We start from the raw sequence: 19,368 nt of genomic DNA on the forward strand, positions 1-19,368 counted from the left end.
TAACATGCGGGTGATTTCATTTGTGGCAAGAACGGTTTCAAGAGGCTGTAGCAAGAAGAGATATTTCGGCAATGCTAGATATTTTGCATAGGCAAGCCACAACGCATGCAATAACGCCCAAACAATCGGTAAAAGATAAGGCCTTGCAAATCATTTACCGAGGGCTACAACAACCCGCGACAATCTACCATGTCGGTATTCAGCTTGCACATTCGGAAAGTCCGACAGGCCAAGAGTTAGGGGCCATACTAACAGCCACTCACTATGAGGTTAATCCTTCAGAAGTAAACGTGGTTTTAGCAAGACTTGCTGATAGCCCTCACTGGGAAGTAAGAGAGTGGGTGGCAAGTGCTTGTTCCGTTGTTTTAACAAATCACTTTCAAAGCTTTTACCCTACGCTGATGAATTGGACGAGAAATCCTTCACCTAATGTGAGAAGGGCTGTAGCAGTAGCCGTAAAATATACGGCCAAAAAATTGGATGAAGCCTATGCAGAGCTTCTTATCGATTTGATTGAGCCCTTGTTATGGGATGAAGACAAATATGTCAAAAAGAACGTAGGAGCGTTTGCAATCGGGGATGGTTTATTAAAATACTATCCGAAACATCTTATGAACAGATTACATCGTTGGATTGCTTCAGATAATGAACATGTCAGATCGAATATGATAAACATCTTTTCGTCTGCCGAGGGAATCAAATATATCGGTGATTCTGTAAATATACTAAGGATTTTATCAAATGATCAGAGAAAAATCGTAAAAAGTGCATTCAATCGCACAATGCGAACCGTAAAGAAACGTGATCCTGAAATCTTCCTTACGTATTTTGGAGACCATTCGTTTGAGCAAGACAAATGAGGTGGAAGTAGAAGCGATGCCGTATCAAGTAAAACTGCATATCAGCCCCGTTTATGATCTTCTGTCAAGCTTAATGGCCTATTATAAATGTTCGAAAACATTCGATTTGGACGATCAATGGGTAAAGAAAGTGAAGACGGAATTGGATCAAGATTTTGTAGCGGAATTGGACAGCCTGTCACTTCCATTTCCACTGATTGCTTTATTCATCTGGAGATGTCCAGACAATTCAAAGGTGGATGCGATTATAAATTGGCTCAAAACCTTAACAGCCGGTGAGGTATTTGAACAGGTTTCGCCATTTTGCCTTGAGAACGTTCCCAATGAAATTGGGGCAATGAAAAACGATGTCATCTCTGTTTTTACACAATGGTATACACAGTACTACAAAGATCAGGAGCTGGGGATCCAGGAACTTCTTTTACAGGAACGGAAGCGATTCGATAACTACTTGAGTCATTACGGGCCCCAAAAAACGATAGAAATGCTATGCAATGGGTTAATCATAGAAGGACACGAAGAACTGAAAGAAGTGGTCTTGGTTCCTGTCTATCATACAAAACCAGCGAACGTCATATTTGATGATTACAAAGGGTTTATGATCATTCTATATCCAGTTGAGGGTCTTGCAGGAAACGATGGTATGCCTCCAAATAGCCTGAGGAGAATGGTGAAGGCGTTATCGGACGAAAAAAGACTTCGTATTATGAAAATCCTTTCATCAGGAAACAGGAGCTTTTCTGATTTGGTTGAGGCAATGCAATTGTCAAAAAGCAATTTGCATTATCATCTGTCTTTGTTGCGAACAGCGGGTTTAATCACGATCCATCATGTTCCTTTTTCAAACCAAGATAAATTTGGAATTCGAACAGGGGTATTTGATGATGTCAAGCTAATGCTGGAAAATTATGTTCAAAATTGAGGTGGCGAAAATGAGTATCCTTTTTTCACCAATAACGATTGGCGGTGTATCTCTAAAAAACCGCATTGTCATGTCACCGATGGGCATGAATGCTTGCAAAGCAGAAGATGGAAAAGTTACGAATTGGCATAAAATCCATTACCCAAGCAGGGCTGTTGGACAGGTAGGGCTCATCATGGTGGAGGCGACAGCAGTATCTCTTGACGGGCGAACCGATCCCGATGATCTAGGGATCTGGGAAGATGGACAAATATCTGGCCTAAAAGAGCTTGTAGACATGGTGCATGAACAAGGAGCCAAAATAGGGATTCAGCTTTGTCATGGAGGCAGAAAATCAAAAATACCAGGAAAGATCATGGCTCCATCTGCAATCCCTTACGATGAGAACAGCATCGTGCCTGAAGCGATGACGGAAGAGGAAATGTATGAAGTGATTGCAGCTTTTAAAGAATCTGCTAGACGAGCAAAACAGGCTGGATTCGATGTCTTGGAGCTCCATGCTGCACACGGGTATTTAATCAATCAATTTTTATCTCCTTTATCGAACAAACGGGGAGATAAATATGGTGGAAATCTTGAGAACAGGTATCAATTTTTAAAAGAAGTGATTCATGAAATACATAAAGTATGGGACGGGGCTCTATTTGTAAGAATTTCTGCGACCGATTACCACCCTGAAGGATGTTCCATTGATGACTATATCGTTTATGGAAGCATGATGAAAGAACAGGGGGTTCACTTCATTGACTGCAGTTCGGGTTGGATTGTTCCGCCCAACTTCTCGGAAAGACCTGGTCCAGGGTATCAAGTTCCCTTTGCATCACAGATGAAAAAAGAAGTACAGATTCCTACAGGGGCGGTTGGTTTGATCACAAGTGGATTGCAGGCCGAAAAGATATTGGTAGAAGGGCACGCTGATTTGATTTTCATTGGACAAGAATTGCTGCGAGATCCTTACTGGCCAAAAAGGGCGGCAAAGGAATTGAATGTATCCATTGACGCACCTCCATCGTACGAATATATCTGGAATAAATAGGGAAATTCCTCTGCGCCAATTTAGTAGAATATTGGAGGTCCAAACAGATGAAGACGGAGCTATGTTACCTCAATAATACGTATCGGTTTACTTGTAAAGCATCCATTGTTGATATGGGCGAGGATGAGCGGGGGAAATATATTGTAGTAGATAAAACAATCTTTCATCCAAAAGGCGGAGGACAGCCCTCTGATATAGGGACAATAAAAAGTAAGACATCAGAATTTGAAGTGAACGCAGTCGTACTAAGAGATGGTCGTGTTTTTCACTACGGAAACAGCACGATCGGAAATCTGCGAATGGGACACGAGGTTGCTTTGGGGATACATGCGTTGTCAAGAGTCTCCAATGCTCGTTATCACACAGCGGGTCACTTAATCGCATATGCGGGAAACAAGCTCTATCCAAAACTCCATGCGCAAAAAGGGAATCATGACCCCACTTCCGCTTATATTGATTTTCAGGGTCATCTGCTGGATGACGAGATAGAACATGCGGCAGCGATGATCGAGAGTATCGTGAATGAGATGATTCGCGGAGGTAGTAAAGTTGAAATAAAATGGGAAGAGAAAGATGGCGCTATATTGCGATATATGTGTGTTCCCGGGGTATTTGAAATGCCCTGTGGTGGTACCCACATACAATCCCTCGATGAAGTAGGCGAGGTCAAAATGAAAAAAGTAAAAAAACGCGGGGAATATACTAGGGTGAGCTATTTGATAGTCTCGCAGTAGGGGCTGCAAAGGTGAGCCATGAGACGGCCAGCCATATACTTACAATCTAACCACCTGATGAAGGTGGTTTTTTTGTCCGCCATTCACCCTCGCAATCCGTACCCCGCGTGATTGATGCTCGTCGCCAATCATAATGGCCTTACCCCAAAAGGAATTGAAAATTAGTTGTCGAAATATTACCACAATTAAAAAGCGATCCACTTTCTTATCTGGAGGAATGAGACCATGAATCGACTGATAGCTCTGGATAGCTGTGCTAGTCTTTCTTTAGAAAGAATAAAGCTTGAAAAAGAGTGGGAACATTTTATCACGGGTGTCAGTTCAAAACCGCTAATCCGTTCGCTGATGTACGAGTCCTGGCAGCGTTGCCAGAAACAAAACATTGATCCGCTGCACAACAAGTCTGAGATTAATCTCTCCAAGGATCAGATCGAGGAATATATGCACACCGAGCTGCACTATCCCATTCTGAAGCCGTTGCTTTTGCAATTGAAGAATCAGTCAATCGATACTGGTCATTTGATAACGTTTAGCAATTCTTCCGGAGATATCGTGGATTTGGATGGCGATGTGTCGCTCATGTTAAAAGCTGAGGACATGAACTTTGTCATCGGCTCTTCCTGGGCAGAAAATAAGGCCGGGACCAATGCCATCGGTACTTCACTCGTTACCGGTTCACCTATGCAAGTATTTGCCGGAGAGCATTTTTGTCAGGAAGTACAAAAATGGACATGCTCTGCAGCTCCCATCCGAGACCCGGCGACCCAAAGCATACTGGGGGTCATCAATATGACGGGCTTATGGAGAGTATATCATCCGCATTCTTTATCGGCGGTTCTTTCAGCGGCCCAGATGGTAGAGCAAGAGCTGTACAAACAATTGGAGCAAGAGCGGTTCAGACTTACGGAATACTATTCTAACCTTCTTGTTTCGTTTGCGAAAACTCCTTTCCTGATCTTGGATCGCGGGTGTAGGGTAATCCATGCATCCCCTATGCTATATATCGAAGGTTGGATAGATGCAAATGATTTTTTAGTTGGCGCTCCTCCTACCCCCTTCCCCTTGACGTCGAGAATGCAATGGGAAGTTGAACACCGCAGAGGATTGTGGCGATTTGAACTAAGTCCCTATATATACGGTGGGAACGCAATAGGGGCGATCGTTTACGTTTTTCCTCCGAACGTCCTGCAGCCCGTTTTGAACGAAAAAACACGGGTATCCCCACCTATTGAAAAAGAAGTCGAATCAGCAGTGGGTGATATTGATATGGAGTGCTCCGCTGTCAAACCTTGCATGAAGAGCGATGCCTTTTACAAGTCCCTTTTTGAACATAATCCTTCCGCCATCATCTGTTATGACCTGAATGGAAATATTTTGGAGGTTAACCCGGCCGTCGAGAGATTGGTTGGCTATACAATTGAAGAACTACGGAATATCAACATTGAGTCACTTATTTTGCCGGAGTATGTAGATAAAAGAGTAGACCACTTCGCAAAAGTGAGAATGGGCAAACCGCAGGAAATTGATATCGCGGTCAGGCACAAAAATGGGCATGCAATCGATGTTAGAATTCATTATTTTCCGATGTTTGATCACCACGAAATCATCGGGATTTACGGAATTGCGAAAGACATTACCAAGCATAAACAAATCGAGGAGGATCTGAAATCAACAAAAGAGCAATTGGAATTGTACCTCAAAAACACTGTTGATTCGATTGTTGTGTTGGATATGCATTTCAAGGTCATAAAAGTGAATCAAGCCTTCGAGAGAATGTTTGGCTGGACGGAACAGGAGGTAATCGGTGGGGTGCTGCCCACGATTCCTGACTTTCTGCACGATGAGTTCAGCAGACTTCAACAGGAAATCGTCATTAGCCGGCACGTCACCTCGTATGAGACTGTAAGACAGCGCAGAGATGGAAGTCTGCTGGATGTCAGTACGTTCGTGTCACCGCTCTCGGATACGGAAGGGAATGTGATTGCTTTTGTTGCGATCCTGCGAGACATTTCAGAACGCAAGCGGATGGAAAAAGCGCTAAAAGAAAAAGAAAAGCAATTGCGTACCTTGATTAATGCGATGCCTGATTCGGTTTGCTTGAAGGATGGCGAAGGACGATGGGTAGAAGCAAATGACTGCTGTTTACGCACTTTTCAGCTGGAAAATATCCCTTTTCAAGGAAAACGGGATAGTGAACTGGCAGCAATTGACCCATTTTTCTCCACGGCATTGTTGCTTTGTGAAGAGTCCGATAATAAAGTCTGGGAAAAGGGCAGTACTGTCCGCTTGGAAGAAATCATCCCACAGCCGAATGGAGAGTGCAAAATATTTGATGTCAGTAAAGTCCCCTTGTTTGATTCGGATGGACGGAGAAAAGGAATTGTGGTCATCAGTCGTGATATCACAGAGCTGAAGAGGACGGAAGAACTGTTGCGCAAATCCGAAAAGCTATCGGTGGTGGGGCAATTGGCAGCAGGCGTTGCTCATGAGATCAGAAATCCTTTTACCGCCATAAGAGGGTTCATTCAGTTTATCAAGGAAGGCAACTACAAAGAAGAGTATTTTCACATGATTTTATCGGAGTTGGACAGAATCCAATCGGTTGTAAACGAATTTTTGGTACTGGCAAAACCACAGGCGATCAACTTTCAACCTCGAGAACTCACTTCTCTATTGAATCAGGTCGTCGAATTGCTAAAAACAGAAGCCATCATGAATGACGTCCAAATTGAGGTTGAGTTTGAACGTACATTCCTCATGGTGAACTGTGAAGAAAATCAATTAAAACAAGTATTCATCAATATACTGAAAAATGCGATTGAAGCAATGCCGAACGGAGGGGAAATAAAAATTCAACTCCAGCAGCAGCAAAACGCAGTCTCGATTCGCTTCATTGACCAAGGAGAGGGGATTGATGAAGATCGCATACAAAAATTGGGTGAGCCATTTTATACAACGAAAGAAAAGGGCACGGGATTGGGCCTGATGATCAGTTATAAAATTGTCCAGGCTCATCGGGGAAGCATGAAGATCAATAGCCAAAAGAATAGAGGAACGACTGTCGAAATCATGCTGCCGACGGAGTAGGGGGGGGCAAATCCCCCCGCCTCCACCCATTTTGTTTTGAAATAACGTAACCCGAATTGTTTCGTGGTGAATCTTGATATATAATTGATGAATCACTAACTTGAAAGAGGGAGGCAATCCAATGGCAAAATCCGAAGCAACCTCTGTTAATCGCAAAACGGAGATCATATCTGCGGCCATTGAAGTATTTGCAGAGATCGGCTACTACAGGGCAACTACGGCACAAGTGGCGGCACGAGCCGAAATCTCACAGCCATATATTTTTCGGTTTTTCTCAACAAAAGAAGCCTTATTGCTTGCGGCGCTGGAGGTATCATGGACGCGTGTGATCGATTCCTTCCGTAAAGTGGTGGAATCTGCGGAGCCTGGACAGTTGGAGACCGATTTGATTCAGGCCTATGAGGATATTTTGAATTCCTACCAGAATGAAATCCTGCTTCAAATGCAGGCGCAGACGATTCAGGAAGACTCGATTCGGGAAGCGATGCGCAATGGATTCAGTGAAGTTCGCCGCATGGTTTTGGACGCCTTTCACGGAGCCGGCATTTCCAATCCTGAAGAACGGACGATGCTTTTTCTGGCGCGGGGGATGCTGTGCAACATTTCGACTGCATTGAACATGCCTGAATTGAAGGAGTTTTAAAGGGAAGGATGTTTTTTTAAAATGTGATTGACTAATCAATTACAGCGTGATAAATTGCTATTAATGTTAGTGATTGATCAATTACATTCCCTTTTCTTAAAAGTTAGTGATTGATCAATCACAGAAATTGAGGTGATTTCATTGAAAAAAGCGATTGTTGTAGGAGCAACTGGCGGTACAGGCGCTGCAATTATGGAAGAACTCGTCAAGCGAGGAATTCCCGCGATGGCCTTTGGGAGATCTTTTCAGAAGTTGGAACAGCTTAAGGAAAAGCTGGGAAACCCTGAGAATGTAACGATTGTAACGGGTGATGCGTTCCGTCCGAATGACATCGTCAAGGCGGCGGAAGATGCGGACGTCCTGTTCCATTGCCCCAACGTGCCATATCATGAGATGGAGCACAAGTTGATTCCTCTAGGCGAATCAGTGATGACGGCGGCCGACCAGCTGGGCTTGAAGGTCGTCGTCATCGACGGCATTTATCCTTATGGAAGAAGACGGATGGACCGGGTGACCGAGGATCATCCAAAGCAGCCGCATACAAGAAAAGGAAAGACAAGGCTTGCTTACGAGAACATGCTGTTCGACCCTCGGTGGAGCCGGGCCGAGGTCATGATTGTCCGCTTGCCGGATTATTACGGTCCGACGGCAAACGAGGCTTCCTATCTGGGATCGACACTAGAGGCAATCGCAGCTGGCAAGCTGGCATTTTTTATCGGCAACAAACGTGTTCCTCGAGAGTTCGTTTATTTGCCGGACGCAGCATTTATGATTGCGGAGCTTGCGGGCAGGGACGACGCCTACGGAGAGAACTGGCATATACCAGGCGCAGGCCTGATTTCGGGTAAGGAGATTGTGAGAATCGCCCAGAAGGCAAGTGGAAGGGCTAAACCGGTCATTCCGCTTGGCAGAGTAGGATTGTCATTGCTCGGAATGGGTGTGCCGGTTATGAAGGAGGTCGTAGAAATGCTCTATTTGACCGAAGAACCGCTAGTTTTGAGCGGGGAAAAATACGAGCGGTTGATTGGACCTGTGCGGGCAACGGCCTTCGAAAAAGGAATCGCGGATACGATTCACGCGTTGCAAAACACAAACGTCTCTTTTTTTAGATGATCAGTAATTGATTGATCACTAATAGTTTGGGGGGAAAAGAAAATGAACCAGTTGCGATTAGCGGTGACGGAAGGTAAATAATCCCTTTATTGTGAATATATCAATAATGAAATGAGGTTTTGAAAAGAGGAGTGAAGGCGACGGTGCATGAAATCGTGAAAAAAACGGTTGTAACAAGTCGGTTGCGGACTTCTTATCTTGAAGCGGGAAACTCTGTAAATCCCCCTGTCCTTCTCGTCCATGGCAATGTTTCTTCCAATCTATTCTGGGAAGAGACGGCAGGAAAATTATCGTCATCCTATTGGGTGGTGGCTCCAGATCTGCGGGGTTATGGCGAATCAGAAGCGAAGGAAGTAGATGCGACGCGAGGGGTGAGAGATTGGACGGACGACCTGCGTGCACTTCTCACAGCATTACGAATAAAAAGCCCGATACATCTGGTTGGTTGGTCGCTCGGTGGAGGAGTAGCAATGCAATACACAATCGACTATCCTGAGTCAGTTGCTTCGTTAACTCTGATTAATCCTGTTTCTCCGTTTGGCTTTGGAGGGACGAAAGGAGAAGAGGGGACGCCTTGTTACTCCAATTTCGCAGGGTCGGGCGGAGGTACAGCCAATCCGGAGTTTATTGATCTTCTAAAAAGGGGAGATCGTTCTGCGGAAAAACCAAACAGCCCGCTACATGTGTTGAATCAATACTATTTCAAAGCCCCTTTTACTGTGGAGGCAGAAAGAGAAGAAAAGTTTGTCACGTCCATGCTTTTAACAAAAGTAGGCGAAGCTCTTTATCCCGGTACGTTTGAACCTTGTGAAGAGTGGCCTGGAGTAGCCCCGGGAACAAAAGGATGTAACAATGCCATCGCGCCGAAGTATTTTCATCTGTCCAGTATTACTGAAATTGAACCGAAACCGCCGATTTTATGGATTCGGGGAGCAGAGGATGCGATTGTATCCGATCGCTCGTTCTTTGATCTTGGCTTTTTGGGGCAACAAGGATACGTACCCGGATGGCCTGGTGAAGATGTTTATCCCCCTCAACCAATGGTGAAACAAACCAGATATGTATTGGAAAGCTATAAAAGAAACGGGGGAAGTTATGAAGAATATGTGGTAGAGCAAGCTGGTCATTCGCCCCACATTGAAAAAGCTCTGGAAGTACATGAGAAAATGCTTCATTTTTTGCAAAGCTGTCCATAAAAAGCAACTTGGGGAGGAAAACAGAGTTGACCAATCAGGGAATCGACCTACGTTATGAACTGGAAGGAGAAGGCCCCGATGTGGTGCTGATTCACGCTCAGCCTTCATCACGTAAAACCACCTGACAGAAGGTGGTTTTTTACTTTTATCCATTCGATTGTACCGCTGGCACCTCAACAACCGCACAAAACCCTTCCCCAACACCACTAATCAAACTCAACCATCCACCATGCGCTTTCGCGATTCGTGCCGCCATCGGCAACCCCAGCCCATGCCCGTTCTGTCGGGGACGATTTCTCCTAACCGAATAGGGCAACTCTAGCAAATCAGTCAGTTCCTCTTGGGCAATTCCTTTCCCATTATCCGAGACAACAATCCGGCAAATCTGTTTACCCGGATCATACGAGGTTTGCAAGCGTATCTGACAGCCATCCGGGTTGTGACGAATGCTGTTTTGCAGCAGGTTGGTAATAGCCCGCAGCAGCAGTCGTTCATCCCCGTTGATCTTGGAGCCTTCATCCGCAATATCCACTTCGAGTGTATAGCGTTCATCTACACCGTTATTCAGGAAGTCAGACGCGACTTGTCTTGCCAATGCGGAAAGCCGAATCGGTTTCATCCCTATGGGCTGCATCTCATATTCAAGCATAGAGACAAGATTCAAATCATGGACCAGTGAGCGCAGATGCTCTGCTTGCTTTCGGATAATCCTTGCCAGCCGCCTGTGCTCGGAAGGAGCATCGTCGCTTTCTGCAATTTCGCTTGCGTAGCCCAGCACCATGGAAAGCGGGGTGCGAATGTCGTGTGAAATGCCTGCAATCCAATTGGAGCGAGCCTCATCTCTGCTGTTCAAAGACTGGGTTTTCTTTTGCAACAGCGAGGAGGCATGATTGATGCTCGTCGCCAAGTCAGCCAATATTCCTTTTGGCTCAATCTTTACCTCTTTGTCGTCAGCGAGTGCGTGTATGCCATGCGTAAGCGGGCGGATCGAGTGAATCAGCTTGGATCCGATCAAGAGCGATAACAGCAAAGCAAGTACGATATTGCCGATCAGCAAAAGGACAGCTCTCAGCGGCAAGCTTTCCACCCAGCCGACCTGAAGAATATGCTGGTATTTGGCGAGGCTCCCTTTCGGATAGCCAACCACTACCAGTCCGTCCTGATGCTCATAGACAAAGACCGGATAATCCATCAAGTAGCTGCGGGAAAATTTGGCTACATCTGTCAGGGAATACGTTCGTTCGATCTCGTCTGGCAGCTTGAATTCCCAGGCAACTTTCCCCGTATTGGCAATGAGCATGGCCCAAATCTGCTGCTCCTCCAGCAGTTTTTGCGAGAGAGGGTCCAGGATGTAATGGTTGGGGCCGCCATCCAATCCCTTGGCGACCTTTTGCACAACAAAGGAAGGGGACTCATCCGCGCTAATTCCGTTCCCAATCCAGAGTAGCAGCACCATGAAATTAAGGAGCAGGAGGAACAGGGAGATAAGGACAGTAGCATGGATGAATCGCTTTAAGATGCGAACAGTGCTTTCCATCTTTACTCCCCCTTCACGACAAGCTTATAGCCCAGTCCTCGTACCGTTACAAGATAATGAGGATCGGAGGGGGCTGGTTCTATCTTTTCGCGGATGCGGCGGATGTGTACCATGAGTGTATTCTCATATCCTTCATAGTCATCGCCCCATGCTGCCTGACAAAGAGCGTCGCTGGTTACGATGCGATTTTGATTTTCATATAACTTGGAAAGCAGGATAAGCTCCTTGGCTGTGAGAGAGGACTCGCTGTTTTGGCTCTTCACAATGCCGCTTTCCAAATCGATGACGCGTGAACCTAATGGAAAGACCGGCCGCTTTTCCTGAACATAGGGAGAATAGACCCTGCGAAGGATTGCCTTCAGTCGGAGCACCAGTTCTCGCGGCAAGAACGGTTTTACGATGTAATCATCCGCACCGAGTCCCAATCCGAGCAATCGGTCTTCATCCTCCCCGCGGGCAGTTAAAAAGAGCACAGGCATTTTGGAAATTTGACGCAAAGAAGTCAGCAGGGAAAAGCCATCTCCATCCGGGAGCATCACATCCAGGATAGCAATGTCAGGAGTCACGGAACGGCACAGATCTATGGCCTCCGCACAGTTGGACGCTTGATAGATGCGGGTAAATCCTTCTTTGCGAAGAAATCTGTCTACCATATCTCGAATCTCCCGCTCATCCTCGACGATGAGCAGTTTTTTATATTGCAGTTCATCCATCATCGATCACCCATTACCACTATAACAATATTTCAGCTTTATACTCGCTCATTTCCATGATTTAAGGTTGACGTAAGGTCGTTTTCAGGTAGCAGCAAGATGGGGCTGCCATACTTGACACAAGAAACACAATGTCAATGGATGGGAGCCATGAAAGATGAATCAAATCGTATCTACCCACAGCCTTTCCAAACGTTACGGGAATGTCTTCTCTGTGAAGGAGATAAACCTGTCCGTATGCGAAGGGGATATTTATGGCTTTTTGGGCCCAAACGGTGCAGGGAAAACGACTACTTTGAAAATGCTCTTGGGACTGGTCCGGCCCACGGATGGAAAGGTGAATATCTTCGGAAAGGAACTGGGGGCAAACCGCCGCCACATTTTGCAAAACATTGGTTCACTGATTGAATCTCCGTCGAATTATGAGCATCTTACCGGGCTGGAGAACATGCGTGTCGTACAGAGGCTGCGGGGGGTACCGGATAAAAACGTAACAGAAGCGCTGAGAATGGTTCGATTGGAAAAGCAAAAGGATAAAAAGGTAGCGCAATATTCTTTGGGGATGAAGCAGCGATTGGGAATTGCGATGGCGATGCTCTCTTTTCCGAAGCTGTTGATTCTGGACGAACCGACAAATGGCCTGGACCCAGCGGGGATCGGAGAGATGCGGGAACTGATCAAATCGTTGCCGCAGCGTTACGGCATGACGATCCTCCTTTCCAGTCATCTTCTTTCGGAAATCGAGCAGATGGCTACTTCGGTGGGGATTATCCACGGTGGAACCATGCTGTTTCAAGGAAGCATGGAGAAGCTGCAAGCCCGAAGCAGACCAAGCATTCGGATAAAGGTGCAGGATCATGCTATGGCACGGGAACTCCTCGCTAGCTGGGGATTTTTCGCGAAGGTACAAGAGGATTCTCTGGTATTGGAGAATATCACGGACTCACGAGTAGCTCAGGTAAATAGAGACTTGGTTGCTGCCAATATTGATGTGCTTCGCATCGAAGAGCAAACAAGAAATTTGGAGAGCATCTTCCTAGACCTTACCGGAGGGGGGAACAGCTTGTGATACACGCAATCCGGCTAGAATTTTACAAACTGCGTCGAAGATTCCTATATGGGATGACAGTTCTGTTTGTAAGTGTTGAGCTCAGTTGGGCGTTTATGGCGGCGAGCATGTCGTTTGCCCGGAATCCCGATCGAGTCGGATGGGAACCGATCATCGCGATGTTCGCTTCGTTGAACGGGCTGTTTTTGCCGATTCTCTCCGCGATCGTGGTATCTCGTATTTGTGATATGGAACACAAAGGGAATACGTGGAAGCTGCTGCTGACCTGTTCGATGAAGAGAGAAAGACTGTATGCTGCGAAATACATCAGTGCATGTGCCATCATGCTATGCGTTTGTGTCATGCAAGGGCTGGCCATTGCTGCGTTTGGAACCGTTCAGGGGATTACACAATCTGTGCCTGGCTTTCTGCTTGTCAGATTTATGCTAGGTACCATGGTCACCAGTATGGCCATACTTGCTTTGCAGCAATGGTTGTCCATCGTCGTGAAAAATCAGGCCTTTGCGCTCTGTCTTGGCATGCTTGGCGGTTTTGCCGGTTTGGTGGGTGATTTGTTTCCAGCTGCAGTCAGGAAACTTCTTGTATGGTCCTACTATTCGGGGTTAAGTCCAATTGCACAAAATTATACAGGGAATGAATTGCAGTTCTATGTACGGTATCTTAGCGCGTCACTGCCTGAGATCGGAGGATTAATGGTCGTTGCAATGGTTATTTTTCTTGCTGGAAGATTTTTTACATCCAGACAGGAAGTATAGGAGGATCTATCATGCTGCAACAGTGTATTTCAGCGGAATGGATAAAGCTGCGACGTTCGTATCTATGGATCGTGATGATGAGCTTGCCGCTCGTGAGTGTTTGCATTGGTTGTGCGAACTTTGCCATGAATCAAGGTGTACTGAAAAAAGAGTGGTATAGCTTATGGTCGCAGGTGAGCTTGTTCTATGGAGAGTTTTTCTTTCCGATTCTGATCGCGATTTGCTCTGCGTATTTGTGCAGGCTGGAGCATGCGAATAGGAACTGGAATATGATGATGACCGCCCCGGTGTCCATAGGCAGTCTTTTTATTGCGAAAGTGGTTGTCATCAGTGTGCTGCTGTTTTTCGTGCAAGGTTTCTTTTTCATTCTATATGTTGGCGGGGGAAAGCTGATCGGGTTACAGGCTGATCTTCCTCCGGAATTGCCCGGGTGGTTGTTTCGAGGCTGGATCGCAGCTGTTGCCATCGGCGTTTTGCAACTGGCCCTGTCCGTTCGTATCCGCAGTTTTGCGGCTCCCGTTGGCATCGGTTTAAGCATGACGTTTTTGGGTCTGGGAATGTATGTGATGGGTATGGGCCTGTTTTTTCCGCATTCGCTATTAACCGCCGGAATGGGAGTGTTGAGTCAAGAGGGGCTTGGGCTGGGGGCGAGTTTTCTCTTTTACGTGATGAATCTGCTCTACATTGTGGTGATTAGTGCAGGGGTTATTTATCGTATGAGATCAACAGATGTGGTGAGTTGACTTCATATAGCAAAAACCGTTTGAAATCTTCTACTAACGTCATCCTATACAAAGAGGACAAATGAAAGTGGAAGGGAGTGAGCTTGTATGGACAAAATATGCCCTTCCATCTGGCCCGAGGAGATGCCTCCGGAAGGTACCGAGGACTGTACGGATTGCGGACTTTTCCAGCATTCTCGGATGATCTGGGGAGAGGGCAACCCGAATGCGCCGATCCTGATTCTGCTCGATAATCCAGGGGCAAGGGAAAATCGGGAGGGGGCGTCGTTTCTGTGCGGGACGAGGGAGACGATGCAAAAAGCAGCCTATGAGGCAGGCTTTCGTGATCAGGACTTATACGCCACTTATGTGTTGAAGCGGAGGCCTGTTCGGGCATACGACAAGCCAAAAGCGAGAGAGGCGTGCATGCAGCATCTGTTCGATCAGCTGCAAAGCAAATCGCCCCGGTTTGTCTTTTGTTTAGGCAATGTAGCTGCGCAAGTCTTTTTCGCAGATCATGAAGTTGAGGTGAAAAACCTACGGCAAGAGTGGCATTCCCCAAGGGGGGTACAAACAGCCGTTTCTTACCATCCATTGGCGGTCCGCAGACGCCCCAACCTGTGGATGCATTTTGTTTCCGATTGGAAGTTTCTTGCAGAAGCCTGCAAAGAAAATCCAAATAACCAGTGAGGCGCGCTCCATTCCATCGACCATGTGGCGTGATTAGCGCATAGCTTTAGCTGGGTACGCCGGAGATCTCCGTCTCCAACAATACCACCTTGATTCGGGTGGTTTTTTGGTCGGAAGGATTCCTACACGTGATGGCGCAAGGCTTCTGAAAAACGGGTCATGGCATCATAGATATGATCCTCGCTAGCTCGTCCGAAGGTAAAACGTGCATACCCCTTCTTTGTCCCAAAAATACTCCCGGGTACATAAACAACCCCTCGGCGAATAGACTCGTTCAATAATTGCTGCTCGTCAATTTCGCTTTTCACCTTGCACCAGAGATGTATCCCGCCATCTGGTGCGAAAAACTCGACTTGATCGCCCAGCAGATCGTGTAACGAAAAAACAATTTTGTCTCGGTTGCACGCAAGAGAGTTGCGAAGCTTCTGCAAGTGTATCGGAAAATCCTCAGAGGACAAAAATTGTTTGGCGACCCATTCTGGAATAATGCTGTGGCCAAAATCGATCTGTTGTTTTGCATCTGCTAAACGCTCGATCGCTTTCTGTGGGCCGAAAATCCAGCCGATTCGAAGGCCAGAGGCTACGATTTTGCTAAGCGAACTGATATAGAGCACTGTTCCATTTTGATCCAGTGATTTTAATGTCGGCACTTTTGTCTGATCAAAGGCCGTTAAGCTATATGGGTCATCCTCAACGATTGGAATCCCGTAGTAGGAAGAGATCTCAAGGATTCTTTTTCTTCGGTCTATATGTAGGAGGGAACCGGTCGGATTTTGAAAGTTGGGGTTTAGAAATACCATTTTAATTCGATGCTTTTTATACAAGTCAATGATGTCTTCTGGGTCTACTCCCTGTTCATCCGAAGGCAAAAGAAATGATCGGATTCCCGCCGATTTAAATAAAGGCAATGAATAGCAATAAGACGGATCTTCAATGGCTACTGCGTCACCGTTTTGCAGCAGGCATTGTACGATTAGGTATAGAGCCTGCTGGGCCCCTGAAGTAACGAGGATGGAAGAAGGCGTTGCAGAGATATTTCGATATTCTTTCAGGTGCTGCGCGATTGTTTGGCGCAAATTCAGGTTTCCCTGTGGATGATCATAGCCTACATGATAGGTGAAATCCTCGGTTGCCAAAATCTTGCGGAAATAGGGGGATGCAGATAATTCGGGTGACAGTTCTCCGCTTGCAAGGTCAATCAGGTCTTGATGGTACATCTCTTTTCTTATGGTCCGCATCATAGACGGATTAGGCAGGAAAGAGCCTGTCTCAATTAATTTCTCCCAATTGGGGATTCGTCTGTTCGTTCCTCCCCATATGTTTTTACTTACAATCGTCCCTTTTCCTTGCAGGCTTTCGATAATGCCTAAAGCGCGCAATTCTTCGAAAGCAGCAACAATCGTCGAGCGGTTTACCTGTAATTCCTTCGATAAAGCACGCTCAGACGGAAGGACGGACCCCGCTGGATATTCTCCGTTGGAAATTAACTGCTCGATATGCGCCGCGATTTGTTTGTAGACAGGTATGGAGCTGTGGCGATTTGGTTTCCAGTCCATAAAATGTGTTCACTTCCCATCCGTGCAGAAAATTGGTGTGGATCTGGATGTCACTCCCATATTATCACAGTAAGGAATCACAATGATGCCTTCGTGAAATCGTCAAGTGGACTGCTTAATATCTAGCTGAGTGGATGAGTACAACCGCATATCCATGATATATCATTACGCTATCTGAGGTTAGTTGTGATCAGCCGCATGGTTGAAAAAGTCGCCAACCAGTTGCATATCCGCTGCGAATCACTGATTTAAGGGAGAATGCCACAAGGAGGAACTCATTCATGTCAATCATGTCACCCGGTTTTTTAGCCATTCTAGTGATTGTTTCCCTATTAATAATCTGGGTGAGTTTTTGGATCACGAACAAGGCTTATGGACGGAAGCCTGATGTCATTGACCCAATACCATCAAGTAAAAAGATTGATGAACAAACCCGACTTTAAAAAGTCGGGTTTTTGTTGTGATTTTGCCCTTCTGGACATCCGGTGCACAAACAGAAACTTACAAATACCGAGCGATTATTCGAACTAACTTGGCAGGGAACTCATGTAAATTTGTAATATCCAGAAATCGTTCACTTCCATAGATTTCACTAATCACATCCTTGTCTTGACCGATAGCGGCTGCAAGAAATGCAATTCCTTTCCGTTCATATTCCTGTATAGTCTGTTGCATATCCGCAACAGCATAGCTTCCGGTGTAGTCATCCATTGCTTTCGGTTGTCCGTCGCTTATGCTGATCAACAGTTTGGTCTTTTGGGGGGAAACGGCTAACCGTTCCGCTATAATTCGAAGCGCCATTCCATCGCGATTATTACTTCTGGCACGAATTTTCATCAACCTGAAGCGATCATTGGCATCCATTTTATCAAAGTCGGCATAGGCAAAGATCGACATTTGCTCCAGCTTGGAAACATCCGCAGTATCGCCGTAGATCAGTATGGGAATATGACAAAGCTGGCAATATTCATATACGGCCATTACTGCACGTTTGGCTGCTTCCAATCTCCCGTAAGCTGACATCGAGGCGGATTCATCAACTCTGAGACCCACCACAAGAGAAGGGGATTCGGTAGGAGGTCGTTTCTTGGCAAAATACTTGTAATCCCTGTAAGCAACGCTGTCTGCTTGAAATTTGCTGCCATAGTAACGATTCCTCGCGAAGTCGGAAGACACCTCATGTTCCAAGTAGGGGAGTGTCTTTCTGGCAATCTCTTGCACGATCGGCATGAGCCCCTTGCTTAGACGGAGGTATTCTTGCTGGTCTTCCTGATCGTAGTCTGGGCGATGGACAATGAGCTTTACTTTTTTATGAATAGAATTGGAAATAACCTCTCTTGCGTCTTGATTCAGTTTTTTCCGGAAATCGCGTTCCTTCTGTTTCGCCTCCTCTGATATTGCTTCTGGTTTTGCCTGATGATAGCGGGGAGAGCCATCTTCCCCCAAACCCGACCTTTCCATATGGGTAGAATCATCAGAGACAAGGGAAGAGCTGCTGTCACTATCGGCAGATTGTTTCAATGCGATTCCTTGTTCCGCTACAGCGTTATCTTTGTCAAAATCCGTGTCGTCCATATCTCCCCATGTCCTGATCTCTATGGCATCGTCAGATTTTCGTTTTTTTTTTTAATTCAACCGTGGCTTCTTCCAAGCTGGCAAACAAGCCATGATTTTCAAGTGCTTCTTCCAAAAGCTTGATTTCCTCCGAATCGGTTGTGATCTTGTAGATGACCTTATGATAAAGGGATTCTATTGCAGAAGCTCCTGCTGCAATCGCATCAGCCCAGTAGAAAAAGGAACGCATTCCAGCCACGCCCTTGATCGCATTGGCCCGGGCTGTATTGTCCAGCATGAGAATAATATCTGCTAAAATACCCAACACCTTTTCATCTTGAAAACCGGTTTTGGCCATGACACGTTCGATCATGATTGGTTTGGTCGGCAGGTCCATCTTTTCCGTATGCTGAACCCTGTCGCGCAGTGCTTCGTTTAACGGTCTGGTTCCGGCATAACTGCGGTTTGTGGTGATAACCGCTATGAAGTCCGGGTGTCTGTGGATGATTTCGGTGGGAAGATTGATGCTGCCATCCAGCTCTAAAGCAGAGTTTAATGCCAGTAACACCGCAGCATCACGAATTACGTTGGGTTCCTGGATTTCCAGAAGATAGCCTTTTTGATAGGCTCTGACGATTTCCGACGGGTAAAAGCGGTATTCAACTGCTTCGCCATCGGTGTTTTCTGCTGCGCGCTTCAGTAATTGCTTCATTTTTATGGCTGCCTCGTCCTGTGTAATCCCCAGTACGTCCATCAAAATTTCCGTTATGCTTTGAAATCCATCGCTTTCATAGATGGCCTTCCATACGGCTTGTTCTGCAGCCTCCATTTTCGCTAAACGTTCAGAAGAAATCACCGGCAAAATAGCGCCAATGATATCCGACTTATCCATATCGGCAAAACAGGTCACCTTCGTATAGGGGAGCCCGAAATTAGCTGATAACGCTTTTGCCAGTTGTGTTTTCCCAGAGCCAGCGTCACCCTCCAGCAAAATATTGGCGATTTTCATTTCCCCGCGATTCCAGTTGCGCTTTATTTCGTTACTGATGCGTCGTTCTGCTTCACTGACCCTATGAGTGGATGGTTTTTTCCAAACCAGCTTTTTTTCTGCATCCGTCAGCTGTCTGTCAGGTGACAAATGATACTCTCCATATTCAATCACCGTCTTTCTCCTCCAATCT

17 protein-coding genes are annotated in these 19,368 nt (G+C 46.1%); 12 read left to right on the forward strand and 5 right to left on the reverse strand.

What is annotated here, in order from left to right:
- Nucleotides 1-20: 20 nt before the first annotated feature.
- The 8 genes from T458_RS55325 (at nucleotide 21) to T458_RS55355 (ending at nucleotide 9,591) form a co-directional block, all read left to right on the forward strand.
- Nucleotides 21-860: a DNA alkylation repair protein gene (locus T458_RS55325; RefSeq protein WP_144083928.1), complete on the forward strand. Its 840-nt coding sequence runs from the start codon at nucleotides 21-23 to the stop codon at nucleotides 858-860.
- Entirely contained in the window at nucleotides 844-1,782 is a 939-nt protein-coding gene (locus tag T458_RS55330) for a winged helix-turn-helix domain-containing protein (RefSeq protein WP_023555486.1), read from the forward strand. The genes T458_RS55325 and T458_RS55330 overlap by 17 nt, the downstream gene beginning before the upstream one ends.
- A gap of 10 nt (nucleotides 1,783-1,792) precedes the next feature.
- The gene (gene namA, locus T458_RS55335) at nucleotides 1,793-2,818 is read left to right on the forward strand and encodes an NADPH dehydrogenase NamA (RefSeq protein WP_031306347.1); all 1,026 of its coding nucleotides are present in this window, start codon (nucleotides 1,793-1,795) and stop codon (nucleotides 2,816-2,818) included.
- Nucleotides 2,819-2,865: 47 nt separating this feature from the next.
- Nucleotides 2,866-3,552, forward strand: coding sequence for an alanine--tRNA ligase-related protein (locus tag T458_RS55340; protein WP_023555488.1), 687 nt, complete (start codon nucleotides 2,866-2,868; stop codon nucleotides 3,550-3,552).
- A gap of 225 nt (nucleotides 3,553-3,777) precedes the next feature.
- Nucleotides 3,778-6,639 carry a PAS domain S-box protein gene (locus T458_RS56215; protein WP_023555489.1) on the forward strand — a complete coding sequence of 954 codons (2,862 nt, stop codon included), beginning with the start codon at nucleotides 3,778-3,780 and terminating at the stop codon, nucleotides 6,637-6,639.
- 121 nt (nucleotides 6,640-6,760) lie between these two features.
- Nucleotides 6,761-7,282 (forward strand): TetR/AcrR family transcriptional regulator, encoded by a 522-nt coding sequence (locus T458_RS55345; RefSeq protein WP_023555490.1) that lies wholly within the window; start codon nucleotides 6,761-6,763, stop codon nucleotides 7,280-7,282.
- 141 nt (nucleotides 7,283-7,423) lie between these two features.
- The gene (locus T458_RS55350) at nucleotides 7,424-8,395 is read left to right on the forward strand and encodes an SDR family NAD(P)-dependent oxidoreductase (RefSeq protein ID WP_023555491.1); all 972 of its coding nucleotides are present in this window, start codon (nucleotides 7,424-7,426) and stop codon (nucleotides 8,393-8,395) included.
- 143 nt (nucleotides 8,396-8,538) lie between these two features.
- Nucleotides 8,539-9,591 (forward strand): alpha/beta hydrolase, encoded by a 1,053-nt coding sequence (locus tag T458_RS55355; protein WP_023555492.1) that lies wholly within the window; start codon nucleotides 8,539-8,541, stop codon nucleotides 9,589-9,591.
- A 145-nt stretch (nucleotides 9,592-9,736) separates the two neighbouring features.
- On the opposite strand, the gene T458_RS55360 is transcribed toward T458_RS55355, so the two are convergent.
- On the reverse strand, nucleotides 9,737-11,128 hold the full coding sequence (locus T458_RS55360; RefSeq protein WP_023555493.1) for a sensor histidine kinase: 1,392 nt from the start codon (nucleotides 11,126-11,128) through the stop codon (nucleotides 9,737-9,739).
- A 2-nt stretch (nucleotides 11,129-11,130) separates the two neighbouring features.
- Nucleotides 11,131-11,841: a response regulator transcription factor gene (locus T458_RS55365; protein WP_023555494.1), complete on the reverse strand. Its 711-nt coding sequence runs from the start codon at nucleotides 11,839-11,841 to the stop codon at nucleotides 11,131-11,133.
- 157 nt (nucleotides 11,842-11,998) lie between these two features.
- Between T458_RS55365 and T458_RS55370 the strand changes: the two genes are divergently transcribed.
- The 4 genes from T458_RS55370 (at nucleotide 11,999) to T458_RS55385 (ending at nucleotide 15,077) form a co-directional block, all read left to right on the forward strand.
- Entirely contained in the window at nucleotides 11,999-12,910 is a 912-nt protein-coding gene (locus T458_RS55370) for an ABC transporter ATP-binding protein (RefSeq protein ID WP_023555495.1), read from the forward strand.
- Nucleotides 12,907-13,665 (forward strand): ABC transporter permease, encoded by a 759-nt coding sequence (locus T458_RS55375; RefSeq protein WP_023555496.1) that lies wholly within the window; start codon nucleotides 12,907-12,909, stop codon nucleotides 13,663-13,665. The genes T458_RS55370 and T458_RS55375 overlap by 4 nt, the downstream gene beginning before the upstream one ends.
- Before the next feature lie 11 nt (nucleotides 13,666-13,676).
- The gene (locus T458_RS55380; RefSeq protein ID WP_023555497.1) at nucleotides 13,677-14,408 is read left to right on the forward strand and encodes an ABC transporter permease; all 732 of its coding nucleotides are present in this window, start codon (nucleotides 13,677-13,679) and stop codon (nucleotides 14,406-14,408) included.
- An 87-nt stretch (nucleotides 14,409-14,495) separates the two neighbouring features.
- On the forward strand, nucleotides 14,496-15,077 hold the full coding sequence (locus tag T458_RS55385) for a uracil-DNA glycosylase (RefSeq protein ID WP_023555498.1): 582 nt from the start codon (nucleotides 14,496-14,498) through the stop codon (nucleotides 15,075-15,077).
- 122 nt (nucleotides 15,078-15,199) lie between these two features.
- Here T458_RS55385 and T458_RS55390 read toward each other — a convergent pair whose 3' ends face one another.
- The 3 genes from T458_RS55390 to T458_RS57060 all read right to left on the reverse strand — a co-directional run bounded on the left by T458_RS55390 (nucleotide 15,200) and on the right by T458_RS57060 (nucleotide 19,349).
- A complete protein-coding gene (locus T458_RS55390) occupies nucleotides 15,200-16,633 on the reverse strand; it encodes a MocR-like pyridoxine biosynthesis transcription factor PdxR (protein ID WP_023555499.1) in 1,434 nt (477 codons plus the stop codon).
- A gap of 501 nt (nucleotides 16,634-17,134) precedes the next feature.
- The gene (locus T458_RS57055) at nucleotides 17,135-18,208 is read right to left on the reverse strand and encodes a vWA domain-containing protein (protein ID WP_252989889.1); all 1,074 of its coding nucleotides are present in this window, start codon (nucleotides 18,206-18,208) and stop codon (nucleotides 17,135-17,137) included.
- Nucleotides 18,209-18,239: 31 nt separating this feature from the next.
- Nucleotides 18,240-19,349: an AAA family ATPase gene (locus T458_RS57060; protein WP_031306351.1), complete on the reverse strand. Its 1,110-nt coding sequence runs from the start codon at nucleotides 19,347-19,349 to the stop codon at nucleotides 18,240-18,242.
- Nucleotides 19,350-19,368 lie beyond the last annotated feature (19 nt).

Origin of the sequence: Brevibacillus panacihumi W25, assembly GCF_000503775.1 — a bacterium.
In the GTDB taxonomy this organism is placed as follows: Bacteria; Bacillota; Bacilli; order Brevibacillales; family Brevibacillaceae; genus Brevibacillus; species Brevibacillus panacihumi_A.

Excerpts from the sequence above, each read along its gene's own strand:
- namA (WP_031306347.1), top strand. The coding sequence starts at position 1,793 with ATGAGTATCCTTTTTTCACCAATAACGATTGGCGGTGTATCTCTAAAA.
- T458_RS55340 (WP_023555488.1), top strand. The coding sequence starts at position 2,866 with ATGAAGACGGAGCTATGTTACCTCAATAATACGTATCGGTTTACTTGT.
- T458_RS56215 (WP_023555489.1), top strand. The coding sequence starts at position 3,778 with ATGAATCGACTGATAGCTCTGGATAGCTGTGCTAGTCTTTCTTTAGAA.
- T458_RS55345 (WP_023555490.1), top strand. The coding sequence starts at position 6,761 with ATGGCAAAATCCGAAGCAACCTCTGTTAATCGCAAAACGGAGATCATA.
- T458_RS55360 (WP_023555493.1), bottom strand. The coding sequence starts at position 11,128 with ATGGAAAGCACTGTTCGCATCTTAAAGCGATTCATCCATGCTACTGTC.
- T458_RS55365 (WP_023555494.1), bottom strand. The coding sequence starts at position 11,841 with ATGGATGAACTGCAATATAAAAAACTGCTCATCGTCGAGGATGAGCGG.
- T458_RS55370 (WP_023555495.1), top strand. The coding sequence starts at position 11,999 with ATGAATCAAATCGTATCTACCCACAGCCTTTCCAAACGTTACGGGAAT.
- T458_RS55380 (WP_023555497.1), top strand. The coding sequence starts at position 13,677 with ATGCTGCAACAGTGTATTTCAGCGGAATGGATAAAGCTGCGACGTTCG.
- T458_RS55385 (WP_023555498.1), top strand. The coding sequence starts at position 14,496 with ATGGACAAAATATGCCCTTCCATCTGGCCCGAGGAGATGCCTCCGGAA.
- T458_RS55390 (WP_023555499.1), bottom strand. The coding sequence starts at position 16,633 with ATGGACTGGAAACCAAATCGCCACAGCTCCATACCTGTCTACAAACAA.
- T458_RS57055 (WP_252989889.1), bottom strand. The coding sequence starts at position 18,208 with ATGGACGACACGGATTTTGACAAAGATAACGCTGTAGCGGAACAAGGA.